Annotated in this window: 12 protein-coding genes; 8 read left to right on the forward strand and 4 right to left on the reverse strand. The window is 34.9% G+C overall.

Annotated elements, in window-relative coordinates; all coding sequences use genetic code 11:
• Positions 1–930, reverse strand: a 930-nt coding sequence (locus tag CRG87_RS06700) for an FAD-dependent oxidoreductase (RefSeq protein ID WP_133125488.1), incomplete at its 3' end; no start/stop codon positions are given.
• 123 nt (positions 931–1053) lie between these two features.
• On the opposite strand from CRG87_RS06700, the gene CRG87_RS06705 reads away from it, so the two are divergent.
• A complete protein-coding gene (locus CRG87_RS06705; RefSeq protein ID WP_074426399.1) occupies positions 1054–1959 on the forward strand; it encodes a LysR family transcriptional regulator in 906 nt (301 codons plus the stop codon).
• Positions 1960–1996: 37 nt separating this feature from the next.
• Here CRG87_RS06705 and CRG87_RS06710 read toward each other — a convergent pair whose 3' ends face one another.
• A complete protein-coding gene (locus CRG87_RS06710; RefSeq protein WP_083213224.1) occupies positions 1997–2827 on the reverse strand; it encodes an AraC family transcriptional regulator in 831 nt (276 codons plus the stop codon).
• A gap of 144 nt (positions 2828–2971) precedes the next feature.
• Between CRG87_RS06710 and bglX the strand changes: the two genes are divergently transcribed.
• From bglX to CRG87_RS06725, 3 genes are all read left to right on the forward strand, one after another.
• A complete protein-coding gene (gene bglX, locus CRG87_RS06715; protein WP_074426401.1) occupies positions 2972–5191 on the forward strand; it encodes a beta-glucosidase BglX in 2220 nt (739 codons plus the stop codon).
• Positions 5192–5317: 126 nt separating this feature from the next.
• Positions 5318–6721: a sucrose-specific PTS transporter subunit IIBC gene (locus CRG87_RS06720; RefSeq protein ID WP_074426402.1), complete on the forward strand. Its 1404-nt coding sequence runs from the start codon at positions 5318–5320 to the stop codon at positions 6719–6721.
• 67 nt (positions 6722–6788) lie between these two features.
• Positions 6789–8336: a sucrose-6-phosphate hydrolase gene (locus CRG87_RS06725; RefSeq protein WP_306452988.1), complete on the forward strand. Its 1548-nt coding sequence runs from the start codon at positions 6789–6791 to the stop codon at positions 8334–8336.
• A gap of 222 nt (positions 8337–8558) precedes the next feature.
• Here the strand turns inward: CRG87_RS06725 and treC are convergent, their stop codons facing one another.
• Together treC and treR are read right to left on the reverse strand one after the other, a co-directional pair.
• Positions 8559–10211 (reverse strand): alpha,alpha-phosphotrehalase, encoded by a 1653-nt coding sequence (gene treC / locus CRG87_RS06730; protein WP_074426404.1) that lies wholly within the window; start codon positions 10209–10211, stop codon positions 8559–8561.
• Positions 10208–10939, reverse strand: a complete 732-nt coding sequence (treR, locus tag CRG87_RS06735) for a trehalose operon repressor (protein WP_074426405.1) — start codon at positions 10937–10939, stop codon at positions 10208–10210. Before treR ends, treC begins: the two co-directional genes overlap by 4 nt.
• A 200-nt stretch (positions 10940–11139) precedes the next feature.
• Here treR and CRG87_RS06740 point away from each other — a divergent pair, with 200 nt between their 5' ends.
• From CRG87_RS06740 to CRG87_RS06755, 4 genes are all read left to right on the forward strand, one after another.
• A complete protein-coding gene (locus CRG87_RS06740; RefSeq protein ID WP_074426406.1) occupies positions 11140–13125 on the forward strand; it encodes a glucose PTS transporter subunit IIA in 1986 nt (661 codons plus the stop codon).
• 136 nt (positions 13126–13261) lie between these two features.
• Complete coding sequence (locus CRG87_RS06745; RefSeq protein WP_074426407.1) at positions 13262–13939, forward strand: SDR family oxidoreductase; 678 nt, start codon at positions 13262–13264, stop codon at positions 13937–13939.
• A 134-nt stretch (positions 13940–14073) separates the two neighbouring features.
• Positions 14074–14967, forward strand: coding sequence for an EamA family transporter (locus CRG87_RS06750; protein ID WP_074426408.1), 894 nt, complete (start codon positions 14074–14076; stop codon positions 14965–14967).
• Positions 14968–15139: 172 nt separating this feature from the next.
• Positions 15140–15472 (forward strand): ATP-binding cassette domain-containing protein (locus CRG87_RS06755; protein ID WP_133125489.1); only part of this gene is annotated, 333 nt, incomplete at its 3' end.

Here is a 15472-nt window from a genome sequence, read left to right on the forward strand (position 1 = left end):
GCGTTGATTATTAGTGTTGTTAGTGATAAGACCGACTACAGCGGTATTATATGTAATCTTAGCTCCTAAATCTAAAGAGTAATTGAGTAGGTGCTGAGTCAAAATAATCCCATTACCACTGGCACCACCATTTTCATAAACGTGAATACGATCTGCAAAATAGTCTTTAGCATATGGAATTTCTGTATGACCATAAACGTTAGTCCACTTAATGCCCATTTTAGCTAACCAAGCAATGTTTTTAGGAGAATTCTGTGTAAAATCATGTACTAAATCTTGGTAAACACGTCCTTCTCCTGCCTTCATATATTCACGTTCATGATTTTCAGGAGTATCGTTTTGAAATTGAGTAGTTTCTTTTTGTAAATTAGTACCAGCAGCTTGGATGACACCACCGGAGTAATTAGTTGTACCTCCAGCTATTCCTTGCTTTTCAATGACCATTACAGAAGCATGGTTTTCAGCAGCAGTGGCTGCAGCAGCTAAGCCGGCACCACCAGCACCAACGACAATTACGTCGAATTCATTTTCGTATGTGTCTACATCGTATTCGGTGATTTCGTCTTTTAGTAAAGGATAATTAGCAGGTTCTGGTATCCCTGCTTTTACAGTATTTGAGCCCGATTGGGAGGCTCCCGAGACTATATCAACATTTTCTTTGATACTAAGCACTTTTGATTGATTTGCAGCGGTGATTGCAGCTTTTCTTAAAGCCCCAGTTGAAATAGATGCACCTGAAACTGCATCTATTTCGACAGATTTTGTTTGGTTTGCTTTTTCTAACCAAGTCGCAATTCCTGCAGCACCAATTGTGTTTGGTGTGACATTTTCAGCCCAAACTTTGTTAATCTGACCTTTAGCTTCATCGATCTCCACAACAGCCTTAATAGTACCATGGAACCCTTTTTCTTCTGCACTAAATTGTTTCATAAAATATTACCTCTAAAAATGTTTGAAGTTACTGATATCGCTTTCTTAAATCAGTATATTTTAGTTATACTTATAAGTGAAATTAATATCAGTTATTAATAATAGAAATTATTTATCAGAAAAATGGATATAAAAAAATTAGAAACATTTATCAACTTAGTTGAAACAAGGAATTATACGAGAACTGCTAAGGCATTACATGTAACACAGCCAACTGTTTCTCATGATATTAAAGCAATTGAAAGTGAAATTGGGGTTAAACTATTTAATCGTAACAAACGCTACGTCAACGTTACTGAAGATGGTGCGGCCTTTTATCGGAAAATAAAGCCGCTAATAAATAATTACTATTCTGCCGTTCAAGATATTCAAAAGAAAGAGCTAGAAGCCAATTCGAAAATTTCAATTGGTTATTCATATACACCATTCAATGACTACTATTTGCCACTTTGGATAAAGAGATTTCAGCAAAAGTATGTTAATGCCAAATTTTCACTTATTAGTCTTAATCATAATGAGCTGAAACAGCATATTTTATCGAATGAAATTGATCTTTTAATAACTACGAGTAGAGATGCAGAAGACTTAAGTAATATTAAAAGTTATCATATTGAAAATGAACCATTTAAAGCAATCGTGCCCAAAAGTAATCCCTTGAGTAAAAAGCCCAAATTGAAACTAGCAGACTTTCAAGGCGAAAAAATGCTTTTTCTTGATAATAATTGGGCAGCTGCAGATCTAATAAATCTACAAAATAAAGTAATGCACACAAATAATCAGATGCATATTACATATGCTAATGATTTGTCAGCACTCGATATTTTAATTAGAGCAGAGCAAGGCATTGCTTTTGGTTTGTATTGTCTTTATCCCAAACTTGAAGAGAATTCTATTTATGTTCCATTAAAGTGGGAGCCAACAGTAGATTTGGTTGCTGTTACTCAAGAGAGTAATAACAAGCGAATTGTTCATCAATTTATTAAATTTATTCAAGAATTCAATTTTGATTTTAAAGATAAAATTGAATAAAGCACTAATGGCAGGCCTGTTATGGAAACATCAGTAGCTACTTAGATTGCTGTAAAAATTGTTTTGGAGACATTTGGTAGATGGAATAAAAAGCATTATATAGATTGCGATAAGTTTTAAAACCAGTTTCTTGAGCAATCTGCTCAAAAGACTTTTGCTTTTTTCTAGTTTCAATGACTACTTTCTCTAGTCTCACAATATCCACTATTTCTTTGAAACTGATTCCTAAACTCTTTTTAATGATTTTTGAACAATAACTAGATGAATATCCTAAATGTTGGGCAATATCATCTAGAGTGATGTCTTTTGTATAGTTTGAGTTAATGTATGCAATTGATTTATTTAAAATACTAATATTTTTATCTTCAGTACTTTTGACACTGTTTTTAATTGAATAAGAAGAAATCAATTCTTTTAAAATTAATAGACCAGATGAATATAAGTCTAAATAGTACTGAATATTTTTTGGCCTGTTTTCTGTTTGAGTAATTGCTTTACTGAATAAAGTTGCTATCTCTTTATTTTCTAAAGCGTTGTTATTAATGTCCTTAAAAATAAAGTCAGTTTCAAATTTATCATTAGTTACGATTTTTAAAAATGATAAGGGGAACTGGATACAAAGTACCCAATTTTTATTTAAGCTCCTAGTTGAATGAATTACATTGGGGTTAATAACTACAAATTCATTTTTATGCAAAATATAGTTTTTATTTTGTAGAGTTATTTTTAGGCTGCCGTCTTTAACAAAAAGAACTTCGGTACTTTGATGCCAGTGTGGAGCAATAATACGATTAATACTTTTAGCTCTAAAACTAAAAATTTTGAAAGGGATAGCAGATTCATGGATAATTTCTTCATATTTGACCATATAGAAACCTCTTACTTTGTCAATATTCTAACGCATTGAGACAAAAAATTACATATTAGTTTTCACTTTTCTGTATGTTGCATAAGATGTTTTGAAATTATAATGATAATAACAGATTTCTTAGTATATAAAAGGATATAAACAATGAAACAAGAAGAGATTACCGCGCTTTTAGATGACATGAGTTTGGAAGAAAAAATAGGTCAATTAGTGCAATTGTCTGGAGAATTTTTCAGCGCTAATGATATTTCTATCGGCCCCATTCAAAAGTTGGGCATTGACAAAAAAATGGTTGAACTAGCAGGTTCAGCTTTAAATGTTGTGGGTGCTAAAGAGACTCACGACGTGCAAGTAAGACAAATGCAAAAGCAACCGCATCATATTCCTATGCTTTTTATGTCGGATGTTATATATGGCTATAAAACTATATTACCTATACCTCTTGGATTAGGTGCTTCTTGGGATTTAGAAAAAGTAGGAGAGGCATTTACCAATGCAGCTGATGAAGCTTCTGCCGCAGGTAACCATGTTGCGTTTGCTCCAATGGTAGACGTTGCTCGAGATGCAAGATGGGGGCGTGTACTTGAATCACCAGGAGAAGATCCCTATTTAAACTCGAAATTTGCAGAAGCTATGGTTAAGGGACTTCAAAAAAATTTAAAAGAAAAGCAAGGACAAATAGCTTGTGTAAAGCATTTTGCGGCATACGGAGCAGTTGAAGGTGGCAAAGAATATAATTCTGTAGATTTATCAATAAGTAATCTATATCAAAACTATTTACCGCCTTATAAGGCCGCAATTGAAGCTGGTTCCAACATGGTGATGACTTCTTTAACAACTTTAAATGGAGTGCCAGTTACTGCAAGCAAAGAACTGATAAATGACTTATTAAGAGAAAAATGGGGATTTAATGGTGTAGTTATTTCAGATTATGCTTCTATTTATGAACTAATAAAGCATGGCTTTGCTACCGATGAAACTCAAGCTGGTAAAGCAGCTTTAAATGCAGGTGTAGACATTGATATGAAATCTCCGTGTTACTCTAACGGATTAAAAGATTTAGTCTCGAATGGCCAACTCGATGAAGCAAAAATTGATAAAGCAGTATTAAGAATACTAAATTTGAAAAATAAAATGGGTTTGTTTGAAGATCCTTTTTATGGTGCAAGTGAGATAAGAGAAAAGAGCAGCATTTTAACTGATTCTAAAAGGAAGCTAGCGTGTCAACTTGCAGAAGAGTCAATTGTTTTGTTGAAAAACAAAGACAACGTTTTGCCTTTAAGTAAAGAACAAAAAATAGCACTAATCGGGCCATATTCAAATAAAAACACATTGATTGGAATGTGGGCTATTCATGGGGATCCACAAGACACTGTTACTATTTCTGAAGGTATTAAAAAATATGTTCCTGATTTGCATGTATGCAAAGGAACAGATCTTCAAAGAAACAGAGAATTTTTAAAAGGCTTAGGTTATCTAAACGAAGAAGGTATTAACAAGGTTGTTTCTTCTGAAGAGGTGGAACTAAAAAATAATTACGAGGCTGTTGAAGCTGCTAAAAAAGCTGATGTAGTTCTTCTGGCGTTAGGAGAAGATACATATGAAGATGGTGAAGCAGGATCTAAGACAAACTTGCATTTGCCGAAAAATCAACGTCAGTTGATAGAGCAAATAGCAAAAGTAGGGAAAAAAATAATCCTAATATTAATAAATGGACGCCCACTAGTGTTAAGCGACATTGAAGATAAAGTTGATGCAATAGTCGAAGCATGGTTTCCTGGAACGGAAGGTGGTAATGCGATTGCTAATGTTCTCTTTGGTAACTATAATCCTTCTGGAAGACTAACAATGGATTTTCCATATGCAAGTGGAGAAGAACCATTGTACTACAATCATTTATCAACAGGTAGACCAGCTACAAACTCTCAACATATTGGGCGCTTTGTCTCGAAGTACATTGATTGTTCAGGGGGGGCATTATACCCGTTTGGGTATGGTCTTTCTTATAGTGATATTAAATATGAAAGTATTGAATTAAGCTCAAGCCAAATTACACCTAAGAGTAGACTTGAAATTACAGTTAACCTGATTAATGAGAGTCATTGGACTACTACAGAAACAGTACAGTTATATATTCATGATGAAGTAGCGTCAATTGCTCAGCCAGTTAAACGATTAGTTGATTTCCAAAAGGTCGAATTAAAGCCAAATCAAAGGAAAAAGATAACTTTTTGTTTAAAACCAAATAAATTGCTTTTTTATGATAATGAAGGCAACGAGAAAATAGAGCCAGGTTATTTCGATATAATGGTTGGACCTAATTCTCGCGATGTTATAACTAAGAAAATAGAATATATTGAATAGCTAATTCAATTGACAAATTTTTACATCTTTTTAGATTAAAAAATGTATAGTATAAGTAATATCAAGCGCTTACAATTATTTGTGTAAATAAAAATTTGCATTTTTGATTATATCTAGGAGGAAAAGATGTCTTCGAATGAAAATAAAAAAATAGCAAAACAAGTCTTTGAAGCAGTTGGTGGTAAAGACAATATTGTTTCAACGGCTCATTGTGCTACTAGGCTAAGAATAGTTGTTCATGATAGAAAAAAAGTTGATGAAAAAAAGCTGGACAAAATTGATAAAGCAAAAGGTCATTTCTTTACTTCAGGTCAGTATCAAATTATTTTTGGTACAGGGCTTGTTAATGATGTTTATGACGCTGTCAAGGAAGAAGGAGCAGCTACTACAAGCAGCTCAGATTTAAATGATGTGGCTGCCGAAAAGTCAGGCTGGTTCCGTCGCGCAATTAGAATGTTTGCAGATGTTTTTGTCCCAATTATTCCTGCTCTTGTTGCCACGGGTCTATTTATGGGATTAAAGGGTCTGATTACTCAGCCTCAAATTTTGCAAATATTTGGTTTGACTCCTCAACAAATACCTGCTCAATTTAATACATATTTTAGTATTTTAACAGGTACTGCATTTGATTTTCTTCCAGTACTAGTTTGTTGGTCGGCTTTTAGGGTTTTTGGCGGTAATCCTATTTTGGGAGTTCTACTTGGATTAATGCTGGTTAACCCTGCTTTACCGTCAGCTTGGGATGTTGCGCAGGGTACAAAACCTGCCTTGATGTTCTTTGGATTTATTCCAGTAGCTGGGTATCAAGCATCAGTTCTACCAGCGTTTATCCTTGGATTTTTAGGAGCAAAAGTAGAGAAACTTATACATAAGCATGTTCCAAATTCGATGGATTTAATTGTTACTCCTTTTGCTACTCTTTTATTAATGAGTATGCTTGGACTATTTCTAGTTGGACCAGTATTCAGAACTGTAGAAAAAGGAATCTTATATGCAGCTGAATGGATTGTTAATCTTCCTTATGGACTAGGTGGTCTAATTTGGGGTGCTATCAATCAAATGATAGTTGTTACAGGAATGCACCATGCATTAAACATAGTTGAAATACAGTTATTAGCTAATACTCATTGGGATCCAGTAAACCCTATCAGTTCTGCTTCAATTGCAGCACAGGCAGGAGCAGCTTGTGCCGTGGCAATTAAAACTCACTCATCTAAGATTAAACAAATTGCATATCCTTCAACACTATCAGCTTTGCTTGGTATTACTGAGCCTGCAATTTATGGTATTAATATTAGATTTTTGAAGCCATTTTTGTTTGGATGTGTAGGTGGTGCCATAGGTGGTTTTCTTTCAAGCGTATTTAATTTAGCAGCTACAGGTATGTCAATTACAGTAATACCTGGGATATTATTGTTCTTAAATAAGCAATTACCACTTTATATTTTGGTATGTGCTGTTGGATTCGGCGTTTCATTTGCACTAACTTACTTCTTTGGATATAGTGATGACATGCTAAAAGAAAGTTAAAATCAATTAAAAGAAGAACTGCTTAATTTTTATTCGATTAAGCAGTTTTTTACTTGAAAAGGCTCTAATGATGGAAAATAGAAAAAAAGGATTTAAAAACCTAGTTAAAAATTTAAATGAAGTACCAAAAAGTTTATTGAAAGCTGAAAGAGAAAAAGTTCTTCACTCACCTTTTCGTCAAATATTTCACATAGAAAGTAAAATGGGACAACTTAATGATCCAAATGGTTTTTCATTCTATAACGGATGGTACCACTTGTTTCATCAATCTTTTCCATTAAAATTTACGACTAATCCTAATTATTTTGAACAAGGATGGCATCATTATAGGTCTAAAAATCTAATAGATTGGCTTGATTTAGGGCAATCTATGTCAAATGATACGAAATTTGATGACTATGGAGTTTATTCTGGAAGTGCTTTGCAGGTAGACAGCAAATTGTTCATTATTTATACTGGCAACTCTTGGGTAGAAATTGAAAAAGATCAATGGCAGCGAAAACCAACTCAAATGGGCGCATGGATGGACAAAGATAATAAGACGGTAAAAATATCAAAGCCATTAATAAATGGACCTTTACAAGGATATACTGGCCATTTTCGTGATCCAAAAGTGTTTAGAATAAACGACTTTTATTATGTAGTTATAGGAGCTCAAAGAGAAGACCTGACTGGAACAACTTTACTATTTAGAAGCAAAGACTTAAATGAATGGCAAAAAGTGGGTGAAGTGAAAACTAATATGGAGCAAAACCAAGGATATATGGTGGAATGTCCGGATTATTTTCTTTTAGACAGTAGGGGCGTTTTAATATTTTGTCCGCAAGGTCTTAAAACTAAAGGAAATCATTTTCAAAATATGTTTCAGGTGTGTTACTTCATTGGCAACAAAATGGATTTGGCTACTGGTGCCTTTAATTGTTTAGCAATGAGAGAACTTGATAACGGATTTAATTTTTATGCTCCACAAACAATGTTGTCTCCAGATGGCAGACGTCTTTTGACGGCGTGGATGAGTATAAGCAATGGTAATGATCCAACAAAAAAATATGGTTATACAGGGTGTCTAATTTTTCCCAGAGAACTAACAATAAAAGAAAATAGGCTTTATCAGCAACCTATTCAAGAAATACAGGAGCTATATACTTCAAAGATTCAAGGTAAGCAAGAAGTCTTGCAAGAAACTGTGCTTGTCGAAAAAGGTAGTAATGCAAGGGATATTAAACTAAAAATTAGTTGTAAACAAGATTCAGTTTTTATTTTTGATATATTTAGTGATTCAAAAAATGAACGACACCTAAGGCTAATAATAAATGCATTAAAAAACAGTTTTATTGTTAATCGTGAAAAAGCTGGCACTAGTTTTGAAGATGAATTTGGTACAGAAAGATCGTGTGAAATTGATTCAAGCCAGCCTATTCAGTTACGAATTGTTCAAGATATTTCTTCGGCAGAAATTTTTTTAGAAGATGGGAGAAATGTTTTTTCAATGCGTGTATTTCCAAGCAAAGACCAAAACTATATTTTTGTGAATAGTCTAAATAATAAAACCACTTTGGAATATCAAATCAATCAACTAAGACCAATGAGACAATATTCTAAGGACGAAATTTAGCTTAAAATATTATTTTTAATGAACAAATTTTAATTTCTGTTATAGGACTTGATAATGATAATAAATCAGAATCAAGTCTTTTAGTTTGCATTTATCTTTTCTCTGAATGTAGTAAAAAGCGCTTATTTGAAGCAAAATAATAGTCTTTTAAGCATAGTAACAAAAAAACCCGAAAGTTATTTACTTTCAGGGTAAGCTGTTAGATCAGTCTTTCTTTTTTGCTTAAACTAGCAATGCTATTACTTCATATGGTTGTAAATTGAGCGCATTAGGTACTTCGGTAATATTTTGCTCATAATTAGTAATCAGTGTTTCTGCCTTTTGTCCTTGGAAAGCTTCAGGCAATTGATAGGTAACAGGGTGACCGTAAAAATTGCTAATAACTAATAATGTTTGGCCATTATAATCGCGGCGATAAACGAAAACTTGCGGATGATCCAAATCAACTGGTTGATAGCTGCCTTTAGCAATAATTGGAAGCTGCTTACGCAAGTAAATCAATTTTTGATAATAGGAAAAAATTTCTCCGTGGTCTAGTTCTGCTGCGACATTTATTCGCTCCTGGTCTTTAGGCTTCAGCCAAGGTGTACCAGTAGTAAACCCGGCATTAGGACCGCTATCCCAGTGCATTGGTGTTCTACTGTTATCGCGTGACTTGGCTTGAATAATTGCCAGCGCATCTTGTTCACTTACTCCATGCTTTTTCAGCTCGTGATACGCATTATGTGTTTCAACATCAACATAATCGGATATTTGCTCATAATTAGGATCAATCATTCCAATTTCTTCGCCTTGATAAATGTATGGCGTTCCGCGTAATAAGTGCATCACGGTTGCTAGCATTTCTGCAGATTTTTCGCGGTAGTGAATTGGATCACCGAAGCGGCTCAAAGCCCAAGGTTGATCATGATTATTCCAAAAGAGGGCATTCCACCCGCCGCCTTGACTCATTCCTAATTGCCAGTCATTGAGTAATTTCTTGAGAGCAGCAAAATCAAAAGGAACCTTAGTCCACTTTTGCCCATTCTCATAATCTACCTTCAAGTGATGGAAGGTAAAGACCATTGATAGTTCGTGGTTATCCTTATTTGTGTAAGCTACAGAATTAGGAATGGAAGTTGAAGACATTTCGCCAACAGTAATTGAATCAGGCATTTGTCCAAAGGTACTTTGATTTAATTCTTTCAGGTACTGGTGAACAATTGGCTTGTCAGTATACATTAACTTGCTTGCAACATTTTCTGGTGCGTCTTTTAGGTCTTCGTCCTTACCAATAACGTTAATTACATCAAAGCGAAAACCTTTGACACCCTTATCACGCCAGAAGTTAACCATTTTAAATAGTTCCTTTCTTACTTCAGGGTTATGCCAGTCTAGATCTGCTTGTGTTTGATCATATAAGTGAAGGTAGTATTTGCCTGTGTCTCCAAATGGTGCCCAAGCTGGACCACCGAACTTGGAAGTCCAGTTATTAGGTAAACTACCATCAGGCTTTGGATCACGAAGATAGAAAAACTTTTGATAGTATTCGTCGCCAGCTAATGCTTTTTGAAACCAAGGATGCTCTGTTGAGCAGTGATTTAGAACCATATCAAGCATCACATCGATATGGTTTTCTGCTAACTTTTTAACCAATTCATCAAAGTCGTCCATTGTTCCAAATCTAGGATCAATTGCATAATAGTCGGCGATATCATAGCCATTATCATTTTGTGGGGAAACAAAAAAAGGACTAAACCATATCATGTCAATATTTAGTCTTTTCAGGTATGGAATCTTTTGGATGATACCTCTTAAATCCCCTAAACCGTCGCCGTTACTATCATAAAAAGATTTTGGATAAATCTGATAAATAACTTTGTCCTCAAAACTCATAAAATAATTCTCCCGTGTTGTGCCTTTCTACGTGCAAAGTCGACAAACTTAAATTTATCGGGACGATGCAGAGAAACTGTGTATTGAAAAAATGATGTGTCTTTTAGATAGGTTAAACTGCGTACAACTACAACCAGATTGGTGTCTTCTAACTGCAAACTTTGGATTACTTTTTTATCAGCTGGTTCAACTGTAATTGTCTTAGTTGCGTAATCAATTTCTAGTCCTAAGTCGCGCTCGAAATAGGAGTAGAGAGATTTTTGCGCTTGCTCAATTGTAAGGTGCGGAACATACTTTTTTAAAATATAGTCCTGATCAATAACAATTGGTTCATGATTGATTGAACGCAACCGCTCAACAAAAATTGCAGTAGGATCAGTTATATCTAGCTGATCGGTAATAGATGATGGCATTTTAGTGTCACTAAAATGCAAAATTTCTGTAGTTGCATGCATTTGTTCTTGCTTATTGAGTTCGTCAAAAGTTTCAATATTAGAAACTGGGAACGCAAATCTTGTACGGTCAAGTACAATCGATCCTTTACCTTTAAGCTTTTGAATTAGGCCCGCAGACATTAACTCGGCAAGTGCCTTTCTAGTAGTTTCACGTGAAACTCTATATAATTCTGAGAGAACTGGTTCACTTGGTAAGAGTTTGCCAGCCTTATATTGGCCATGTTTAATTTTATTAGTTAAGTCCGCAGCAATTTGCAAATATTTGGCTGTCATTATCAGTAATCCTCGTTTTTTTATACTTAATCATAGCACCTTCTTTACTATTTTAACCTATCTAGACAAATTATTAGTTCAAAGTAAGACTAATAATTAACCAAATAATAAACAAAAATTTGACACTTGTCTATACAAGTAATATAATTTCTTGGAAAGCGTTTTCAAAAGGATACAAAGTTATTGAAGGAGTTTAAATTATGAAAAAAGAGAACTTATTGGCTCCCATAAGTGGTGAAGTCATTAATCTCAGCGGAGTTGATGATCCAGTTTTTGCTCAAAAAACATTGGGTGAAGGATTTGCAGTTAAGCCAGAGAAAACACAGCTTGTTTCACCGGTAACGGGCAAAATTATGATGGTTGCTGACACAAAACATGCGATTGGCTTTAAAACAGCTACTGGCATGGAAGTACTAATTCACTTGGGAATTGATACAGTTGAATTAGAAGGTAAACCATTTTCAGTCGAGGTAGCAGCTGGAGATGAGGTTGAAGCAGGTCAAAAAATTGGAACAATGGATCTTGCTGCAATCAAAGCCGCTGGAAAAGATGATGAAGTAGTTGTTGCAGTAACTAATACTGCAGAAATTCTGAGTAGTATTGACGTCCAACTAGGCAAAATTGATGCTGGTCAAGTGGCAGCAGAAGTCACTTTAAAAGAGGACACTAAGACCAAACCAGCTGCTAACGCTAAAGAAAATAAGTATCAGGTAACTGCGCGAGAGGTAGTTGAAGCTATTGGTGGAAGCGATAATATAAAAAGCGTAATTCACTGCTTTACGCGATTACGTTTTTCTTTGAAAGATGACAGCATTCCTGATGATGATCAGGTTAACCAAATTAGCGGAGTTCTGGACGTTGCTCGTGCCAATAATCAATATCAGGTAGTAATCGGACAAACTGTTAATGATGTTTATGATGAGGTCATTAAGATTTTGGGACCGCAATATGCAGGGCAAGGCCAAGAAGCAGCTGATAGCAACAATAATGAACAGGATAACCAAGATTTAAGTTTTGGTGGCAAAATCAAAAATGCCTTTTTCCAATTGATTGGTGTTATTACTGGCTCAATGATGCCCGTAATTGGACTCTTGGCAGCAAGTGGAATGTTAAAAGGTATTCTCAATATCTTGACTAACTTTTGTCATATGTCGACAGCATCACCAACTTACACGATTATTAATTCAATGGGGGATGCAGCCTTTTATTTCCTACCAATAATTGTTGGTTTTACTGCAGCTCAAAAGCTGGGATCAAATCCTGTCATTGTTTCATTAATCGGTGGCTTTTTGATTTATCCTGACTTGGTAAAAATATATGCCAGCGGGAAGTTTAGCTATTTCCTAGCAGGTGTTGGTATTAACGCTAATTTCTTTGGTATTCCAATTCACATTCCACAATATACTTATTCTATTTTCCCAATGATTTTTGCAGCTTGGATGGCAGCAAAAATTGAACCTTGGATTAAAAAATGGATGCCAGTTACATTGAGACAAATTTTTACACCATTAGTAGAAATCTTTTTAGTCGGAATGACAGTCTTAATTATCGTTGGTCCAGTTATTTCCTTTATTTCAGAAGGTATTGCCGGAGTATTGCAATGGTTACTCACAGTTAACACTGCATTATCTGGTTTGATTATTGGTGGATTATATCAAATACTGGTTATTTTCGGTCTGCACTGGGCAGTAATTCCGTTAATTGCTAACGACATTGCCGCAACAGGACACAGTGTCTTAAACGGAATCATCTCAATTACAATGGTTGCTCAAGGTGCTGGTGCACTTGCAGTTTGGTTTAAGACTAAGCATAATCCTGAACTAAAGGGATTATCGATGAGTGCAGCTATCTCAGCAGCAGTTGGTATCACTGAACCTGCGATGTATGGTGTTAACTTGAAATACGGTCGTGTATTTATGACCTCAAGTATCGGTGCAGCTATTGGTGGTTTAGTTAATGGTTTGCTCAAAGTTGATATGTATGGTTTTACCGGTAGTTTAATTGGCTTCCCATCATTTGTTCCTAAGGCTGGACAGGGCAATCCAAATAACTTGTTAAACTTCTGGATTGCATCAATTGTGACTATTATTGCCGCCTTTGCTTTAACTTACTTCTTTGGTTATAAGGAAAACGATGCTAATAGCCCTAAGAACGCTCCAAAAAAGAAGACTTTGGCAGATTTATAATTGCTGAATTTTGCGATTTTAAGGACAAAAAAGTTTCTAACTATATTAGTTAGAAGCTTTTTAAATTTCAGCTAGTTGTTTAGACTAAAAATTGCGATAATTAATTGTAAAACTAGCAAAATTGGAGTGATTGAAGATGAAAGTACTAGTAATAGGTGCACATGGACAAATTGGGCAACAATTAGTTCAGATTTTACAAAAGAGCCCAAGCTGTGAAGTTATTGCAGGCTTGCGGTCGGTTGAACAGGAGAAAGCTTACCAAGAACAAGGAATTGCAACTACTTTTGTTGATTTAACAAAACCGCAAAAGCAACTAGAACAAGTGATGCAAACGGTTGACATTGTGGTTTTTTCTGCCGGATCAGGTGGAAAAACTGGTGCTGACGCAACTATGATGATTGACCTTGATGGAGCAGTTAAGGCAATTAATGCAGCTGAAAAAACAAACATTCAGCGCTTTATTATGGTTAGTTCGATTAAGTCAGATGACCGCAGTTTTTGGTCAGATCATGCTCCAGCAGTAGAGCCACAAAGCTACTACTATGCTGCTAAATACTATGCCGACCAATGGCTTTACCATAGCTCATTAGATTATACAGTTTTGCGGCCAGCTAGGTTACTCAACACTGCAGCAACTGGAAAAGTCAAAATAGCACAACACATAACAGAGCCCGCTTCTGCCATAACAATTACCCGAGCAGATGTAGCAGAAGTAATTGCAGAAATTATCGAGAAAGATAAGCTGCATCGAAAAGACTTTGACTTGGCCAATGGTGCAGTTGCGATTGATCAAGCAATAGATCAATTTGAATAAAGCCAAAATTTGATAGAGCATCCTAACTTATGAGTTAGGGTGCTTTTTCAAAAGCATAAATTTATTTGAACAAGAGTAGTAATATATAAGCTGTATAGCTGGGTATTATTTAAGTTAATTTTTTGGAGGTACGTATGCTTGTCAGCAATCTGTGGTTGATTATTTTTGCTACTATTTCATCTTTTTCACGCGGGATAATTTCGGTGATTGACCGTTACCAAATGGGTTATCGCAAACAAAGCTCAATTGATGTTAACTTTTTAAATAATATTTGTAGTTCAGTTTTAGTAACTTTTATGTTGCTGGTTATATTGCATAATTACCCCAGTCCACGCATTACAAACAATTACTTAATTAGGGTATTTTTGTATGCTTTTTTAGCGCAAATAGTGGCATATGGTTATAGTTATGTCTTTAAAAAAGTAACTATCATGCAATCGGTTATCCTAAGTAAAATTACTGATTTGTTTATTCCGTTGGCAATTTTGCTGACAATGGGTTATTTCAGTAAATCTTCTTACTTAGTTTCGATTATCTCAACTATCATAGTTGTCATTTATATTGCCTTTGAACAACGCAAAGATAATTTGGATTTGAAAAACTTGGCGAAGACATTTACAGTTATTGCACCACTGCTAATTGCGCAAGCGGCATTTTCGCCTTTTTTGACTAAAGGATTAATTAAGCCAATTGATTTGGTCTTTTTTACGATTATGACAATCTATGTTCGGTGCTTAATTTCCTTAATTACTTTTATCTATAAAAATCATTCCCTCAAAATTAATGGTGAAAACTTAACAGGTAGAGTTTTCCTTATTTATGGTAGTCGCGCCGTCTTAACCCTTCTTGCGCAAGTAACCTACACTTTGGCAACCTCTTCGCCTAACTCAAGCATTGCCTGGATCTTTTTAAACATGACTTCTCTTTACAGCGTGATTTTTAGCGACATTTTCCTAAAAGAGAAGATGAAGTTTGCAGATATCTTGGTGATAGTCCTTATCTTTGTTTTGGCATTATTTTCAAAGTAAAAGGGGCACCTATTGGCTGACAACGAAACTATTTTTTATACAACAGATTAAAAAATGCTTTAATTATTAAAAAAGTATATAATTAACTATGACTTTTTATGACTGGCTCAAAGATAGATACTGATAGTTTATTTGGGGAAATGCTATCGCTGATATTAAGAGCGGAGACATAATGATAATAGAAACCAAAAACTTGGTAAAACGATATAAAAAAGTGAAAGCAACAAAATTATTTCATAAAGAGTATCGTGATTTTGTTGCACTTCAAAATATTAATTTTCAACTCAAGCAGGGCGAACACCTTGGCTTAGTTGGTTTAAATGGGTCTGGTAAATCGACCCTAATTAAGCTGATTTTAGGCATTTTACAGCCAAGTAGTGGAAGTGTCAGAACTTTTGACATGGATCCACTAACTAATAGACAAAAAAATGCACAAAAAATCGGAGTTGTTTTCGGCCAAAGAAGCCAACTCCGTTGGGATTTACCGGCAATGGACACATTCAAG

The organism is Lactobacillus apis (genome assembly GCF_002837055.1).
GTDB classification, from domain to species: Bacteria; Bacillota; Bacilli; order Lactobacillales; family Lactobacillaceae; genus Lactobacillus; species Lactobacillus apis.

Bases quoted from the DNA above. Each gene is read 5' to 3' on its own strand.
- CRG87_RS06705 (WP_074426399.1), top strand. From the start codon at position 1,054: ATGGATATAAAAAAATTAGAAACATTTATCAACTTAGTTGAAACAAGG.
- CRG87_RS06710 (WP_083213224.1), bottom strand. From the start codon at position 2,827: ATGGTCAAATATGAAGAAATTATCCATGAATCTGCTATCCCTTTCAAA.
- bglX (WP_074426401.1), top strand. From the start codon at position 2,972: ATGAAACAAGAAGAGATTACCGCGCTTTTAGATGACATGAGTTTGGAA.
- CRG87_RS06720 (WP_074426402.1), top strand. From the start codon at position 5,318: ATGTCTTCGAATGAAAATAAAAAAATAGCAAAACAAGTCTTTGAAGCA.
- CRG87_RS06725 (WP_306452988.1), top strand. From the start codon at position 6,789: ATGATGGAAAATAGAAAAAAAGGATTTAAAAACCTAGTTAAAAATTTA.
- treC (WP_074426404.1), bottom strand. From the start codon at position 10,211: ATGAGTTTTGAGGACAAAGTTATTTATCAGATTTATCCAAAATCTTTT.
- treR (WP_074426405.1), bottom strand. From the start codon at position 10,939: ATGACAGCCAAATATTTGCAAATTGCTGCGGACTTAACTAATAAAATT.
- CRG87_RS06740 (WP_074426406.1), top strand. From the start codon at position 11,140: ATGAAAAAAGAGAACTTATTGGCTCCCATAAGTGGTGAAGTCATTAAT.
- CRG87_RS06745 (WP_074426407.1), top strand. From the start codon at position 13,262: ATGAAAGTACTAGTAATAGGTGCACATGGACAAATTGGGCAACAATTA.
- CRG87_RS06750 (WP_074426408.1), top strand. From the start codon at position 14,074: ATGCTTGTCAGCAATCTGTGGTTGATTATTTTTGCTACTATTTCATCT.